This is a genomic window from Nocardia sp. NPDC056541 (assembly GCF_042794235.1).
In the GTDB taxonomy this organism is placed as follows: Bacteria; Actinomycetota; Actinomycetes; order Mycobacteriales; family Mycobacteriaceae; genus Nocardia.
Genome location: NZ_JBHTUD010000012.1, coordinates 180,383 through 193,996 on the forward strand (window position 1 = coordinate 180,383; position 13,614 = coordinate 193,996).

Here is a 13,614-nt window from a genome sequence, read left to right on the forward strand (position 1 = left end):
ACCCGCGAAGGGTCCGGCCCTCGCTGACCTCAGAGCCGATAGTCGCGCAGCACGCCCTTGCCGATGATCCGCTTCTGGATCTCGCTGGTTCCCTCGCCGATCAGCATGAACGGAGCCTCCCGCATCAGACGTTCGATCTCGTACTCGGTGGAGTATCCGTAGCCGCCGTGGATGCGGAAGCTGGCCTGGGTGACCTCGTTGCAGAACTCGCTCGCCAGATACTTGGCCATGCCCGCCGCGACATCGTTGCGCTGCCCGGAATCCTTGAGGCGCGCCGCGTTGACCATCATCAGATGGGCTGCCTCGACCTTGGTGGCCATGTCCGCCAGCGAGAATCCGATCGCCTGATGTTCGACGATGGGTTTACCGAAGGCCGAGCGCTGCTGGGCATAGCGCGCGCCGAGTTCGAACGCGCGCAGCGCGATTCCGCAGGCGCGGGCCGCCACATTGACCCGCCCGACCTCGATGCCGTCCATCATCTGCTTGAAACCCTGACCGGGTTCGCCGCCGAGGACGGCGTCGGCCGGGACGACGTGGTTGTCGAGCAGCATCTCGGTGGTGTCGATGCCCTTGTAACCCATTTTGTGGATCTTGCCGGGAATGCTCAGTCCGGGAACGACCTCACCGAATCCGGCGGGTTTCTCGAGCAGGAAAGTGGTGAGATTGTCGTGCGGGCGTTCGTGACCCTCATCGGTGCGGACGAGGGTGGCGACGAGCGTGGCCGTGGAACCGTTGGTCAGCCACATCTTGCGACCGTCGAGCGTGTATTCCCCCGAGTCCCCACGCACGGCCTTGGTACGGATGGCGGCCACGTCCGAACCGAGTTCGGGTTCGGACATGGAGAACGCGGCGCGCACTTCGCCGGTGGCCATGCGCGGCAGGAAATGCTGCTGCTGGGCCGTGGTGCCGTGGTGGGCGAGCAGATAGGCCACGATGAAATGGGTGTTGATGACGCCGGAGACGCTCATCCAGCCGCGCGCGAGTTCCTCGACACACAGGGCGTAGGTGAGCAGCGATTCGCCGAGGCCGCCGTACTCCTCGGGGATCATCAGGCCGAACAGCCCCATCTCCGCCATCCGGTCGACGATGTCGTGCGGATAGGTATCGGTGTGTTCGAGTTCCTGGGCGACGGGAATGATCTCCTTGTCCACGAATGTGCGCACAGTGGCCAGTATTTCGGTCTGCACCTCGGTGAGGCCGTGGGTTTGTCCGAGTTTCATCGGGAAATCCGTTCGGTGGAATCGGTGCCTGCGTGGCGTGAATCGGCGGCTGCGGTGGGCTCGGCGTGGGTCACAACACCACCACCGTGAGGGTTTCGGCCACCAGCGCCGGTTTGTCCTGCTCCTCGTCCTCGATGACCCATCGAACGGTGAGCAGGCACCGCGACTTCTCGACCGACAGGTCGAGCGGGGTCGCCGACGCCCGTATCCGGGTGCCGACACGCACAGCGGATGGGAAGCGAACCTTGTTGCTGCCATAGTTGATTCGCGCCGTGCCGAATCCGATGGCGTAGAGGTCGCGGCCGAGGAACGGCAGCATCGACAGGGTCAGGTAGCCGTGGGCGATGGTGGCGCCGTAGGGGCCGTCGGCGGCGCGGGCAGGGTCGACATGGATCCATTGATCGTCACCGGTGCATTCGGCGAACGCGTCGACTCGTTTCTGGTCGATCGGGATCCACGGTCCCGGCCCGACGGTATCGCCGATCGCGGCCGAGAGGTCATCGAGTGAGGTGAAGGTGCGCGCGGCCATGATCACACCACCCGCTCGAAGACGGCGGCCAGGCCCTGGCCGCCGCCGATGCACATCGTCTCGATCCCGTAGCGCTGTTCGCGTCGGTGCAGTTCCCTGGCCAGGGTGGCCAGCATCCGCCCGCCGGTGGCGCCCACCGGATGTCCGAGAGAGATGCCCGAGCCGTGCACGTTCGTGCGTTCGAGATCCCGGTCGCCGAACTTCCATTCCCGCATGACGGCGAGAGCCTGCGCCGCGAACGCTTCGTTGAGTTCGATCAGGTCGATGTCGGAGAGGGAGAGCCCCGCGTGGCGGAGCGCGGCGTCGGTGGCGGGGACCGGCCCGATCCCCATGACATCGGGTCGCACGCCGGCCACTGCCCACGACTTCAAGGTGACCAACGGGGTGAGGCCCAGTTGTTCGGCAGTCTCCCTGGTGGTCACCAGACACATCGACGCCGCGTCGTTCTGCCCGCTGGCGTTGCCCGCGGTGACCGTCGATTCCGGATCGATCCCGGCCCGAACGGGTTTCAGCGCGGCGAGTGATTCGAGGGTGGTGTCGGCGCGGGGGTGCTCGTCGGTGTCGATCACCGAATCGCCGCGCCGCGAGGAGACCGTGACCGGAATGATCTGCTCGGCGCTCGCACCGCTGTGGGCGGCATCGATGGCACGCTGGTGGGAGGTGACCGCCAGCCGATCCTGTTCTTCCCGGGGGATGGCGTAGGTCCGGCGCAGGTTCTCGGCGGTTTCGAGCATGCCGCCGGGCACCGGATAGTCCTTGCCGCCGGCGGTTTCGCGTCCGCGAGCCAGCGCATCGTGGACCCGGACCCCGCCACGCGCACCGCCCCAGCGCATATCGAGCGAGTAGAACGGGGCGTTGGTCATGCTCTCGACACCACCTGCGACCACTACCTCACTGGCACCACTGGTGACCTGCATGACCGCCTGGATCACCGACTGCAAACCGGATCCGCAGCGTCGATCGATCTGCATGCCGCCGACGGTCACCGGCAGCCCGGCGTCGAGGGCCACGACTCGGCCGATGGCAGGCGCCTCGCTGTTGGGATAGCAGTGGCCCAGGATCACGTCGTCCACGACAGCGGGGTCGATCCCGGTACGCTCCAGCAGCCCGCGCAGGGCGATGACACCGAGATCGACCGCGGTGAGCGAGGAGAACACCCCGCCGTAGCGTCCGATGGGGGTGCGGACAGGTTCACAGATCACTGCTTCACGCATGGGTTCGGTCTCCGTCATGGTCGAATTCGGCGGTCAGAACGGTGTGTTCGACAGTTCGGTCGGTGCCGTCACCGGTACGGACGGCGAGTTCGAGTTCGAGGTCGACATCGGCGTCGCGACGCTGGATGCGGGCCGGTTCGGCGCAGAACAACGGCGCGAGATTGCGGTGACGCAATCGGGCCGGAGTCGCCTGCGGCCGTTCCCGTCGCAGGGTCTCGGCCATGGCCAGGGTCATGAGTGGTCCGTGCACCACCAGCGCCGGATATCCCTCGACGCCGGTCGCGTAGGGCCAGTCGTAGTGGATACGGTGGGAATTGGCCGTGGCCGCGCTGAAACGCATCAAGACAGTGGGATCTGTGCGCAATTCCCAGTCCCATTCGGCCACGCGTCGCAATGGTCTACCCGCTGCCGCGGGGGCGGGCGGTGTCGGGATGCGGGCACCGGGTTTCGGGGCCTCGCGATAGATGAGATTCTGGCGTTCCACCACAGCGAGCGTGTCCGCTCCGGTGTAGAGCCGGATTTCGACATCGACCACCACCAGCGGTCCCGTCCGCCCGTTCTTGGGCGTCACCGCGACGACTCGCGCTTCGCGCCGCACCGTCGACCCGATGGTCACCGCCTCGTGCAGTACCACGTCGCCGCCGGCGAACATGCGCCGCGGCAGCTCGACGGGAGGAAGGAACGAGCCACGGGCCGGGTGTCCGTCGGTCCCGATCGAGGACGACACGGGCCAGCGGGCCAGCGCCGCCCAATGCCACAGCGGCGGAAGTGGATCGCCCGCTCCGATCGAGGGTGCGCCGGAGTCGAGGACCGCGCTCAGCGCTGCGACCGGTGCCGGATCGACGTATTCGTCGGTGACGACGGTGTGTGCCTGCCACTCGGTCACATGAACCGCCCGCCGGTCACTTCCAAGGTGGTGCCGGTCATATACGAGGACAGGTCGGAGGCGAGGAAGAGCGCGACGCCGGCGACCTCCTCCGGTTCACCCGCCCGCGACATCGGGATCTCCGCCATCTTCTGGTCCCAGACGTGGCCGGGCATCGCCGTGGTCATCGGCGACCGGATCAGGCCGGGTTGGATCGCGTTGACGCGCACCCCGAATCGGGCCGTTTCCTTGGCCGCCGCCTTGGTCAGACCGATGATGCCCGCCTTCGCGGCCGAATAGTTGGTCTGCCCGGCCATGCCCACTTTGCCCGAGAGCGAGGAGATGTTGACGATGCTGCCACGCCCTTGCTCCCGCATGATCGTGGCGGCGAGTCGGGTCCCGTGCCAGCTGCCCTTCAGGTGCACTGCCACGACCTGGTCGAAATCGTCCTCGCTCATCGTGCGCATGGAGGCGTCGCGGGTGATGCCCGCGTTGTTGACCATGACATCGACCGAGCCGAATTCGCCGGTCGCGGTGGCGAGCAGCGCCGAGACATCGGCGGCGCTGGTCACGTCGCAGCGGACCGCGCGAACAGCGTCCGAGCCCAGCGCCTCCTGTGCCGCGTCAGGATTCAGGTCGCCGACGACCACTCGCGCACCCTCGCGCAGGAAGGTCGACGCGATGGCAAGGCCGATGCCCTGCGCCCCGCCGGTGACGACCGCGACGCGGCCCTCGAGAAGTGACATGGTGTGGAATCCTTTCGGCGATGCGCATTCAGTACTGCGTCGAGCCCAGGTCGACCGCGATCTGGGCGGCGGTGATGTAGCGGGACTCGTCGTCGGCCAGCCAGCTGACAGCGGCGGCGACGTCCTCGGGCATGGCCACCCAGTCCGGGAGGAACGGTGTCGTCATGTGTCCGAGTTGAGGATTGGATTCGAGCGCGCGGCCCAGCGCGGCGACCATGTCCCCGCTGCCCATGGGTGTCAGCACGGCGCCCGGATGCACACTGTTGACCCGGATCCGATGTTTGCCGAGTTCGGCGGCCAATCCCCTGGCGATACCGGTCACCGCGTGTTTGCTGGCGGTGTAGTGAACCATGAACGGCTGCATCTTCAGCCCGGCGGCGGAGCTGATCAGGATGATCGAGCCGCCGCGCCCACCGTTGATGATGTGGTCGGCTCCGGCGATCGCGGTGTTCCAGGTGCCGGTGACATTGATGTCGATGACATCGCGAAACGACTCGGAGGTGATCTCGTTCCACCGCTGCGGGATACAGATGCCGGCGTTGGCGACGACGATGTCGAGCCGTCCCAACGTGGCGACCCCGTCGTCGACAGCGGCGCGCAACCCGTCCAGGTCGCGGGTGTCGACGGTGGCGGCGACGATGCGGCGGCCGGTCGCTTCGACCAGTCGTACCGTCTCCTCGAAATCCTCTGGCGTGGCCGAATCGTAGGGAACCGCGGCGGGCAGCGGGCCTGCGAGATCGACGGCGATGATGTCGGCGCCCTCGCGCGCCAGGCGCACCGCGTGCGCCCGGCCTTGTCCGCGCGCTGCGCCGGTGATGAAGGCGACCTTGTCGCTGTGTCGGCCGGTCACGTTTTCTCCTCGGGCTGTCGGGCGCTCACGGATCGTGTGGGACAGGGGTGGTGATCCCCGCCCGCGGATACAGCACCAGAACTCATTATCGTATGTTTTATCGTAAAGACAACAGTATTGCGTCAGGACACCTTATGGCCCGACCGTTCGCGGTGCAAGAACGACCGCGTCGGGTTCGGGCCCGCTGTTACAGTTGCCATTACTGGATTACTGTCTATTCGCGAATCGTCGCATCGTTCTCGGTGGCGAACGGGTGTCATCGCGAGGGAGGAGCGGCGCGGATGTCGAAGGTTGTCGGGTTCATCGGAGCAGGTCAGATGGGCGAGCCGATGGTGGTTCGACTGGTGGCGGCAGGTCATCGGGTCGTGGTGTACGCGCGGAAGGAGGCGGTGCGGGAACGGCTGCGGGCGGCGGGAGCCGAGGTCGTCGACTCGGTGCGGGAGGTCGCGGTCGCGGGCGAGGTGATCATCGCGTGCCTGTTCTCGGATCACCAGCTACGCGAGGTGCTGTCGGGGCCGGAGGGAGTGCTCGCGACGGCGCGGGAAGGTGCGGTGGTGGTCTCGCACACGACCGGTGCGGTCTCGACGATCACCGAGCTGGCCGGTGCGCGACCAGACGGTCCGGTCCTGCTCGACGGACCGGTCAGTGGATCGGCCGACGACATCGCCGCAGGGCGGCTCACGGTCTTGCTCGGTGGGCCGTCGGACGCGGTCGAGACCGTCCGGACGGTGCTGTCCGCCTACGCGAGCACCCTCTTGGCCACCGGTGCGCTCGGCAGCGCCCTCGGTGTGAAACTGGTCAACAACGCCCTGTTCGCCGCGAACGCCCAACTGGTGGCTGTGGCCGCCGAAGTCGGCCGCAAGCTGGGCATCGAGGAAGCGCAGCTGCTGGAGGCGCTGTCGGCGGCCAGCGGCAACAGCTACGCGGCCGATTCGATTCGGCGCACCGGCGGTCTGGCGAAATTCGAGAAGCGCGCCGCGCCGTTCCTGCGCAAGGACGTCGCCGCCTGCTTGACCGCGACCGCCGACCTCGGCATCGACCTCGGCGGTCTGGGGGCCGCGATCGCCGACGGTCCGCTCGACTTGAGCTGACGTCGGGCGGACCGGGTCGGCCACAGCCCTGCAGCGGTGGCCGACCCGGCCGGTCGTTACTCGGCGGCTCGCTCGGCATTCTTGATCAGCCCGCCGCCGATGATCAGGCGCTGGATCTCGCTGGTGCCCTCGTACAACCGCAGCAGCCGGACGTCACGGTAGATCCGTTCCACGGCCACATCGCGCATGTACCCCGTGCCGCCGTGCACCTGCACCGCCGAATCGGCTACCCGCCCGGCCATTTCGGTGCAGAACAGTTTGGCCACCGACGGGGCGACCCGCCGATCCTCGCCCGCCACCCAGGCGCGCGCGGCGTCGCGAACCAGGGCGCGGCCCGCCATCACTCCGGTCTGCATATCGGCCAGGTGAGCCTGGACCAACTGAAACCGCCCGATGGGGGTGCCGCCCTGGGTAGCGGTCGCGGCGTAGGCGACGGACTCGTCGAGCGCCCGCTGCGCCGTGCCCACCGCTAGTGCCGCGATATGGACACGACCCCGCGCCAGCGAGGTCATCGCCGCGCGGTAGCCGATGTCCTCGCTACCGCCGACGAGTGCGTCGGCGCCGACGCGGACATCGTGGAAATACACCTCGGCGGTCCACGCGCCCTCTTGGCCCATCTTGCGGTCCTTGGGGCCGACTGTCACGCCGGGGGCGTCGGCGGGAACCAGGAACACCGAGATGCCCGCACCGTTCTCGTCGGCCGGACGGGTGCGGGCGAAGACGACGAACAGATCGGCGACCGGTGCGTTGGTGATGAAGCGCTTCTCGCCGTTGATGATCCAGCCGTCACCCGACCTGGTCGCGCTGGTGCGCAGCGCCGCGGGATCGGACCCCGCACCGGACTCGGTGAGCGCGAACGACGCGACGACAGCGCCGGAGGCGATGTGCTCGAGCCATCGAGATTTCTGTTCCTCGGTGCCGAACCCGACCAGGACCTGACCGGCGATACCGTTGTTGGTGCCGAACAGTGAGCGCAGCGCGAGCGTGGTGTAGCCGAGTTCCATGGCCAATTCGACGTCCTGGGCGAGATCGAGTCCGAGGCCGCCCCATTCCTGGGGGATCGCGTAGCCGAACAGGCCCATGGCCTTGGCCTGACGCGCGATCTCGTCGGGCATCCGGTTCTGTTCGGCGATCTCGCGCTCTCGCCCGACAACCACGTTTCGTACGAAATCCTTGGTCTGCGCCAGTATTTCGCGGAAGTCCTCCGCGGTGACCGCGCTGATGGCGGTGGATGCGCTCGTCATGGCAGGGCCTCCTCGTCACGGCGCTTCGCGGCCGTGGTGCTCGATGTGTCTGGTGGGCAAGTGGCCCGATGCGCCGTCTTGACCGGACGCACGTAATGTCTAACATTACTGTAATACCAGCGGTAAGTGATACGGGAGCTGTGTCGAGCATCGTGCTCACGGCGCGGACCTCGATGGACAGGGCGGTAAAACGATGACTGCGTACGACACGGGCGTGCTGATTCTCCGAGTGTGTCTCGGCCTCACCATGGCCGCGCACGGCTACCAGAAGTTTCTCGGGGGTGGGCGGATACCGGGCACCGCCCGCTGGTTCGACAGCATCGGGATGCGGCCGGGCATCGTGCACGCGCGCCTTGCCGCGAGCAGCGAGATCGGCGTCGGCCTCGCGCTGGCCTTCGGGTTGCTCACACCGATCGCGGCCGCGGGGTTCGTCGCGCTCATGCTGGTCGCCGCCTGGACGGTGCACAGGTCCAAGGGCTTCTTCATCGTGGGAGAGGGCTGGGAGTACAACCTGGTGCTGGCGGTGGGCGCGGTGAGTGTGGCCACCCTCGGTCCCGGCCGGATCAGTCTCGACCAGTTGATCTTCGGCACCGACCGGGTGGACGGCTGGTGGGGATTCGGCCTCGCCGTCGGCCTCGGCCTCGCGGCCGGGGTCGGCCAGCTCGCACTGTTCTACCGGCCGCCGGCTCCCGCCCGGTCCTGAGTGAATCACGGGGCGACAGATGTCGATACAGGATCACGACGAGAGCTCCGCCGCGACCGAGCTCGTGACAGCACTCGCCGAGGGGCTCGCGGGCTTCGGCGAGCGGCCGTGCATAGAGTTCGAGCGGCGCTGGTATTCCGGCAACGCCGTGCGAGCCTACATCCACCGGATCACCGCGGAGTTGGACCGTGCGGGCGTGCGCGCCGAGGACCCGATCGGGATCGTCGTCCGCAATCGGGTGCCGCACGCGGCCGCGATCATCGGGTTCATCACGCAACGTCGTCCGGTCACGATGATCAACTCGTATCAGTCGGCCTCGGGCATCGCCCGCGACATCGAACAGACGCGTCCGGTCGCGGTGATCGCCGATCGGCGGGACTGGACGGCGCCGGTTCTGGCCGCCTGCGAGCGGGTGGGCGGTGCCGGGATCGCGGTGGCGCTGGAGGAGCCCTCGGTCGAGACCGTCGTGCACGGTGACCGGTCGACCGGCCGAGTCGCCGATCAGGTGACATCCGTGCCCGGCTTGCACATCCTGACCAGCGGAACGACCGGCCCACCCAAGCGGGTGCCGATCCCCCTGTCGGCGTTGGGACATACGGTCCGCACCATGACCGGCGGGGTGACCGTCGCCGATCCCGACGATCCGCCGGAATTGGTGTACTGGCCGTTCGGGAGTATCGGTATCTGTCAGCTGCTCGCGGCGCCGTTCCTCGGTAAACGCATGGTGTTGCTGGAGAAGTTCACGGTCGAGGAATGGGTGCGGGCGGTCAAGACCTACCGGGTCACTCGGACCGGCGTGCAACCGACGATTCTGCGCATGCTGCTGGAAGCCGAGGTGCCGCCGCAGGACCTGTCGTCCCTGGAATATCTGCCGGGTGGATCCGGCCCGCTCGAGCCGGAACTGCGTGCGGAATTCGAACGCCGCTACGCCATTCCACTGCTGTGGGCCTATGGCGCCACCGAGTTCGCCGGCTCGGTGTGTGCGTGGACGCCGCAGTTGCACAAGCGATTCGGTGCGACCAAGGCCGGCAGCGTCGGTGTGCCGCTGCCCGGAGTGCGCGTGCGCATCGTCGACGCGGTGACCGGTGCGCAGGTGGGTGTCGGCGCGACGGGACTGCTCGAGGCCGAGGTGGCCGCGCTCGGTGCCACCTGGGTACGGACCACCGATCTGGCCTCCGTGGATGCCGACGGGTTCGTGACGATTCACGGGCGAGCCGACGGCGCGATCAATCGTGGCGGTTTCAAGATCCTGCCCGAAACCGTGCGTGCCGCCCTGCTCACCCATCCTGCGGTACGGGATGCGTGTGTTGTCGGCGTCCCGGACAGCCGATTGGGTCAGGTACCTTTCGCCGCCGTGCAGCCGCGTCGCGAAGTGCCGAAACCCGCGGAAGCGGACCTGATCGCACACCTGCGAGACCAGCTGCCGAGCCACCACGTGCCCGTCGCGATCGCCGTCGTCGACGATCTTCCGCGCAATGCCGCGCTGAAGGCCAGGACGGACGCGGTGGCCGCCCTGTATGCCGGGCGTTGACATCGACGGGGTCTCGGCGCGACTGGTTGATCGCGCCGGAACCCGGCCGATGTCGAAGGCGTAGCGCCCGTTCGGGTGCTAGCTGCCCGTGGTCGCCGATCCGTCCGTCGCGAAGCTCACCGTCGCGAAATTCACGGTCGCCAGCGCCGCCAACGCGCCGTCCTCGCCGTCGAATACCTCGACCTGGACCACGATCGACCGTTTGCCCGCGTGCACGATCTTGCTCACCGCGCGCGCTGTGCCCTCGGTGATCGGGCGGAAGTACCGCACGCTCAGATCCGAGGTGACGATACCGGCGTTCGGCGGCCGGGACTCCAGGGCGAGGGTGCCCGCCGCGATGTCGGCCAGTGTCGCGATCAAGCCGCCCTGCAGTCCGCCGGAGGTGTTGACGACGTGCGGCGCGACGGGCAGCTCCCAGATGAGCGAGCCGTCGAGGTCGGTCGCCTTGCGGAAGCCGATGTGGTCGAGTAATCCAGTGATCTCTCGGATGGTCGACATCATGTCGGATCACCACTTTCGGAATGTGGCCGTGGGCCGATGGGGGTTGCGGTGAAGTGCGCACGGACCGCGGACAGGTCCGCCTTGCCCGACGGGGTACGCGGAATCGCCTCTACGACAGCGATTTCGGTGGGGATCTCGTAGCGGGCCAATCGAGTGCTCAGGTAGTCGACCAGCTCGTCGACCTCGGTGTGGCGACCCACGCGCAGCTCGACCATGGCGACCGGGGTCTCGCCGAGCCGGTCGTCGGTCCTGGCGACGACCGCCGCGCCGCGGACCGCGGGATGTTCCTCCAGCGCGGCGCGCACATCATCGGGCATGATCTTGAATCCACCTCGGATGATGGCCTGATCGGCACGTCCGAGAATCCAGAGGAACCCCTCGGCGTCGATGCGGGCGATATCGGTGGTCCGCACCCAGCTCGCGGTGGGACCGAGCTGGCCGGGAGCGACCTCGAGCAGGCCGGGCACGTCGGGCCCGAGCGCGGTGCCGTCCTCGTCGACCACCCGCAGGCGGGCGCCGCCACTGGCCCGGCCGACGCTGCCGCGCTTGGTATTCCAGAACTGCCGGTGGTCGGGAAGCGTCCAGCCGGCGACGCCGCCGCCGAATTCGGTGGCGGCATATGACGTCAGGACCGGAATGCCGAACTTGTCCTGGAAGGCATCGGCGTCGGCGGCCGACAGCGGCGCGGTGCCCGAGGTGACCACCCGGACGCCGTCGAGATCCGCGGGGCCGAGGTCGGAGTGCAGCACCATCCGCAGGGCGGCGGGTACCAGTGACACCGCGCCCGGCCGGTGCGCCCGCACCGCCGCCGCCCAGCGGTCGAGGTCGAAGCGCGGCAGGAAGACGAACGGCCTGGCATCGACTACACACTGCAGAATGCGGAAGATCCCGCCGATGTGCACCAGCGGAGCATTGACGATCGCGACGCCACCGCGCGGTGCGGTCGGTGCGGCGGCCTGCTCGAAGTCGGTGCCGATGACACTGCGCGCCAGCATGTCGTAGGTGATCTCGACGCGCTTGGGTGGCCCGGTGGTCCCGCTGGTGAGCATGCGGACGGCGATTCCCGGCAACGGGGTGCCCGCGTCGTGCTCGCCGATCGACTCGCTGGGGATGGGTGCGGTGTCGAGGTCGGCGATGGTCACGGTCGCGGCCCCCGGCCCGACGAGCCCGGCCAGGTCCGCCTGCCCGCCGATCACCAGTGGCAATTCGAGCGCGGCGATATCGGAGCGAGTGCGGTCGTCGCCACGGGAGGGGTTGATCACCACGACGGTGCCGCCGCTGAGCAGCACGCCGAGGAACGCGGCCACGTGTTCGGGGCGGTTGCGCAACAGGATGCCGACCTGGCACGGCGTTGTGATCAGCGCGCTGACGCGGCGCGCGGTCTCGGCGAGTTCGCCCCAGCTGTGCCAGGTTCCGTCGAATTCGATGGCCCGTGAACTCGGCGCCAGGTCGAGGACTCCGGCGATGCGCCCGCTCAGTGGATGGTCGTGGGTGTCGGTCATCAACGAATCCTCGGTTCGGTCGAAATGCCGCGGCGTTGTGCATCCCCCGCGGCGGCGGCGAGTTCCGCCTTGGCGATCGGGTTGCCCAGGCGGGTGTAGATCAGGCCCTGATCGAGTGCGGCCCGGTAGGGCTTGTCCAGCGATTCCCAAATCGCCTTCACCGTGCCCTGGGTCGCCGTCGGCGGCTTGGCCGCGATGCCGGCGGCGATGGCGTGCGCGCGTTCCCAGAGTTGTTCGCGGGTCACGATTTCGGTCACCAGGCCGATGCGCAGCGCGGTCTCGGCGCAGACCCGTTCGTCGTTACCCATCAACGCGATGCGCAGGGTCTCCCCGAGCCCGACCCGGCGCATGAGCCCGATCGGCTCCAGCGCGCAGACCAACCCCGCCGACACATGGGAGTCGAAGAAGGTGGCATCGTCGGAACAGATCACCACGTCGGACTCGTTGACGAAGTAGAACGCTCCCGCCGTGCACAGGCCGTTGACCGCGCACACCACCGGTTTCCACATCTTCTGCCACTTGGGGCTCAACAGCTCGCCGGGGTCCTCGTGGTGCCAGATCCCGTCGGGTTGGCCGTAGGCGGACTTGATGTCGAGTCCCGCGCTGAAGGCGCGAGTGCCCGCCGCGCGCAGGACGACCGCGTTGACCGAGTCGTCGAGCCTGATCCGGCGCCACGCGTCGCGCACCTCCTCGCACATGGTGCGGTTGAAGGCGTTGAGCCGTTCGGGACGGTTCAGGGTGAGGGTGGCGACCCGGTCGTCGGCGTCGATATCGAGCGTGATCGTGCTGTAGTCGGCGCTCATCGGCACTGCCATTCCGGGGCGCGCTTCTCCACGAACGCACGTGGTCCCTCGAGCGCGTCCTCGGTGCGGGTGACCCGTTCGCGGAACGACTCGGCCAGCATCTCGGCCTCGTGCATCGGCACGTCCAGGCCCTTGACGATCGCCAGCCGAGTGCCGCGCACCGCCAGCGGCGCATTGGAATTGAGGATGTCGGCGATCTCGCGAGCCCGCTCGAGCAGGCGGTCGTGCTCGACGACCTCGGTGATCATGCCCAGTTCGTAGGCGCGCTGGGCGCTCATCCGCTCGTGCTTGCCCATCATCGCCATCCGCAGGGCCACGGTGCGCGGGAGCACCCGCGCCAGACGGACCACCTCTCGGCCCGCGACGAGCCCGATGCTCACATGGGGATCGAAGAAGGTGGCTCGATCCGAGGCGATGATGATGTCGCCGGTGGTCACCCAGTCCAGGCCCGCGCCGCAACAGATTCCGTTGATCGCGACGAGGATCGGTTTGGTCATGGTCCGGAAGGGCGGGGTGCCCTCCTGCGGAGCCTCCCACTGCTCGTAGGTCGACAGGTACGGCTTCTCGTTGAGGACCTTGCCGTCGCCGGGGATGGCCTTGACATCGGCGCCGGTGCAGAAGGCACGACCGTTCGCGGTCACGATGAGCAGCCAGACCTTGTCGTCGTTCTCGGCCTCGTCGTAGGCGGCGCGCAGTTCGGTGATCATGTGCGGGCTCAGCGCGTTGAGGGCCTCGGGCCGGTTCAGCGTGATGGTGGCCGTGTGCCCGTCTACCTCGTAGCCGATGGTGTCGAACGGCATGCATTCCTCCTGGGG

General features: G+C 68.0%; 14 protein-coding genes. 3 read left to right on the plus strand and 11 right to left on the minus strand.

All coding sequences use genetic code 11. The features are described from left to right. Positions 1 to 29: 29 nt before the first annotated feature. The 6 genes from ACFQ9R_RS22180 to ACFQ9R_RS22205 all read right to left on the minus strand — a co-directional run bounded on the left by ACFQ9R_RS22180 (position 30) and on the right by ACFQ9R_RS22205 (position 5,424). Positions 30 to 1,220 carry an acyl-CoA dehydrogenase family protein gene (locus ACFQ9R_RS22180; RefSeq protein WP_378992925.1) on the minus strand — a complete coding sequence of 397 codons (1,191 nt, stop codon included), beginning with the start codon at positions 1,218 to 1,220 and terminating at the stop codon, positions 30 to 32. A 70-nt stretch (positions 1,221 to 1,290) separates the two neighbouring features. Further along, positions 1,291 to 1,749, minus strand: a complete 459-nt coding sequence (locus ACFQ9R_RS22185) for a MaoC family dehydratase (protein WP_378992926.1) — start codon at positions 1,747 to 1,749, stop codon at positions 1,291 to 1,293. 2 nt (positions 1,750 to 1,751) lie between these two features. Continuing rightward, positions 1,752 to 2,963 carry an acetyl-CoA C-acetyltransferase gene (locus tag ACFQ9R_RS22190; protein WP_378992927.1) on the minus strand — a complete coding sequence of 404 codons (1,212 nt, stop codon included), beginning with the start codon at positions 2,961 to 2,963 and terminating at the stop codon, positions 1,752 to 1,754. Beyond that, positions 2,956 to 3,849, minus strand: coding sequence for a hypothetical protein (locus ACFQ9R_RS22195; protein ID WP_378992928.1), 894 nt, complete (start codon positions 3,847 to 3,849; stop codon positions 2,956 to 2,958). The genes ACFQ9R_RS22190 and ACFQ9R_RS22195 overlap by 8 nt, the downstream gene beginning before the upstream one ends. Further along, positions 3,846 to 4,574, minus strand: a complete 729-nt coding sequence (gene fabG, locus ACFQ9R_RS22200; protein WP_378992929.1) for a 3-oxoacyl-ACP reductase FabG — start codon at positions 4,572 to 4,574, stop codon at positions 3,846 to 3,848. The genes ACFQ9R_RS22195 and fabG overlap by 4 nt, the downstream gene beginning before the upstream one ends. Positions 4,575 to 4,602: 28 nt before the next feature. Next, complete coding sequence (locus ACFQ9R_RS22205; RefSeq protein WP_378992930.1) at positions 4,603 to 5,424, minus strand: mycofactocin-coupled SDR family oxidoreductase; 822 nt, start codon at positions 5,422 to 5,424, stop codon at positions 4,603 to 4,605. A gap of 281 nt (positions 5,425 to 5,705) precedes the next feature. Between ACFQ9R_RS22205 and ACFQ9R_RS22210 the strand changes: the two genes are divergently transcribed. Next, on the plus strand, positions 5,706 to 6,515 hold the full coding sequence (locus tag ACFQ9R_RS22210; protein ID WP_378992932.1) for an NAD(P)-dependent oxidoreductase: 810 nt from the start codon (positions 5,706 to 5,708) through the stop codon (positions 6,513 to 6,515). A gap of 56 nt (positions 6,516 to 6,571) precedes the next feature. Here ACFQ9R_RS22210 and ACFQ9R_RS22215 read toward each other — a convergent pair whose 3' ends face one another. After that, positions 6,572 to 7,759 carry an acyl-CoA dehydrogenase family protein gene (locus tag ACFQ9R_RS22215; protein WP_378992934.1) on the minus strand — a complete coding sequence of 396 codons (1,188 nt, stop codon included), beginning with the start codon at positions 7,757 to 7,759 and terminating at the stop codon, positions 6,572 to 6,574. A 193-nt stretch (positions 7,760 to 7,952) separates the two neighbouring features. Between ACFQ9R_RS22215 and ACFQ9R_RS22220 the strand changes: the two genes are divergently transcribed. Further along, a complete protein-coding gene (locus ACFQ9R_RS22220) occupies positions 7,953 to 8,462 on the plus strand; it encodes a DoxX family protein (RefSeq protein WP_378992935.1) in 510 nt (169 codons plus the stop codon). A 19-nt stretch (positions 8,463 to 8,481) separates the two neighbouring features. Beyond that, positions 8,482 to 9,993: a class I adenylate-forming enzyme family protein gene (locus tag ACFQ9R_RS22225; protein WP_378992936.1), complete on the plus strand. Its 1,512-nt coding sequence runs from the start codon at positions 8,482 to 8,484 to the stop codon at positions 9,991 to 9,993. Positions 9,994 to 10,071: 78 nt separating this feature from the next. Here the strand turns inward: ACFQ9R_RS22225 and ACFQ9R_RS22230 are convergent, their stop codons facing one another. From ACFQ9R_RS22230 to ACFQ9R_RS22245, 4 genes are read right to left on the minus strand one after another with little or no spacing between them, the layout of a single operon-like run. Further along, positions 10,072 to 10,494 carry a PaaI family thioesterase gene (locus tag ACFQ9R_RS22230; protein ID WP_378992937.1) on the minus strand — a complete coding sequence of 141 codons (423 nt, stop codon included), beginning with the start codon at positions 10,492 to 10,494 and terminating at the stop codon, positions 10,072 to 10,074. Next, a complete protein-coding gene (locus ACFQ9R_RS22235) occupies positions 10,491 to 11,996 on the minus strand; it encodes a class I adenylate-forming enzyme family protein (RefSeq protein WP_378992938.1) in 1,506 nt (501 codons plus the stop codon). Before ACFQ9R_RS22235 ends, ACFQ9R_RS22230 begins: the two co-directional genes overlap by 4 nt. Then, positions 11,996 to 12,811 (minus strand): enoyl-CoA hydratase/isomerase family protein, encoded by an 816-nt coding sequence (locus tag ACFQ9R_RS22240; protein ID WP_067447008.1) that lies wholly within the window; start codon positions 12,809 to 12,811, stop codon positions 11,996 to 11,998. The genes ACFQ9R_RS22235 and ACFQ9R_RS22240 overlap by 1 nt, the downstream gene beginning before the upstream one ends. Next, the gene (locus tag ACFQ9R_RS22245; RefSeq protein WP_067447006.1) at positions 12,796 to 13,599 is read right to left on the minus strand and encodes an enoyl-CoA hydratase/isomerase family protein; all 804 of its coding nucleotides are present in this window, start codon (positions 13,597 to 13,599) and stop codon (positions 12,796 to 12,798) included. Before ACFQ9R_RS22245 ends, ACFQ9R_RS22240 begins: the two co-directional genes overlap by 16 nt. Positions 13,600 to 13,614: the final 15 nt, after the last annotated feature.

Coding starts and splice junctions, on each gene's coding strand:
- ACFQ9R_RS22180 (WP_378992925.1), bottom strand. CDS start 1,220: ATGAAACTCGGACAAACCCACGGCCTCACCGAGGTGCAGACCGAAATA.
- ACFQ9R_RS22185 (WP_378992926.1), bottom strand. CDS start 1,749: ATGGCCGCGCGCACCTTCACCTCACTCGATGACCTCTCGGCCGCGATC.
- ACFQ9R_RS22190 (WP_378992927.1), bottom strand. CDS start 2,963: ATGCGTGAAGCAGTGATCTGTGAACCTGTCCGCACCCCCATCGGACGC.
- fabG (WP_378992929.1), bottom strand. CDS start 4,574: ATGTCACTTCTCGAGGGCCGCGTCGCGGTCGTCACCGGCGGGGCGCAG.
- ACFQ9R_RS22210 (WP_378992932.1), top strand. CDS start 5,706: ATGTCGAAGGTTGTCGGGTTCATCGGAGCAGGTCAGATGGGCGAGCCG.
- ACFQ9R_RS22215 (WP_378992934.1), bottom strand. CDS start 7,759: ATGACGAGCGCATCCACCGCCATCAGCGCGGTCACCGCGGAGGACTTC.
- ACFQ9R_RS22220 (WP_378992935.1), top strand. CDS start 7,953: ATGACTGCGTACGACACGGGCGTGCTGATTCTCCGAGTGTGTCTCGGC.
- ACFQ9R_RS22225 (WP_378992936.1), top strand. CDS start 8,482: ATGTCGATACAGGATCACGACGAGAGCTCCGCCGCGACCGAGCTCGTG.
- ACFQ9R_RS22230 (WP_378992937.1), bottom strand. CDS start 10,494: ATGATGTCGACCATCCGAGAGATCACTGGATTACTCGACCACATCGGC.
- ACFQ9R_RS22235 (WP_378992938.1), bottom strand. CDS start 11,996: ATGACCGACACCCACGACCATCCACTGAGCGGGCGCATCGCCGGAGTC.
- ACFQ9R_RS22240 (WP_067447008.1), bottom strand. CDS start 12,811: ATGGCAGTGCCGATGAGCGCCGACTACAGCACGATCACGCTCGATATC.
- ACFQ9R_RS22245 (WP_067447006.1), bottom strand. CDS start 13,599: ATGCCGTTCGACACCATCGGCTACGAGGTAGACGGGCACACGGCCACC.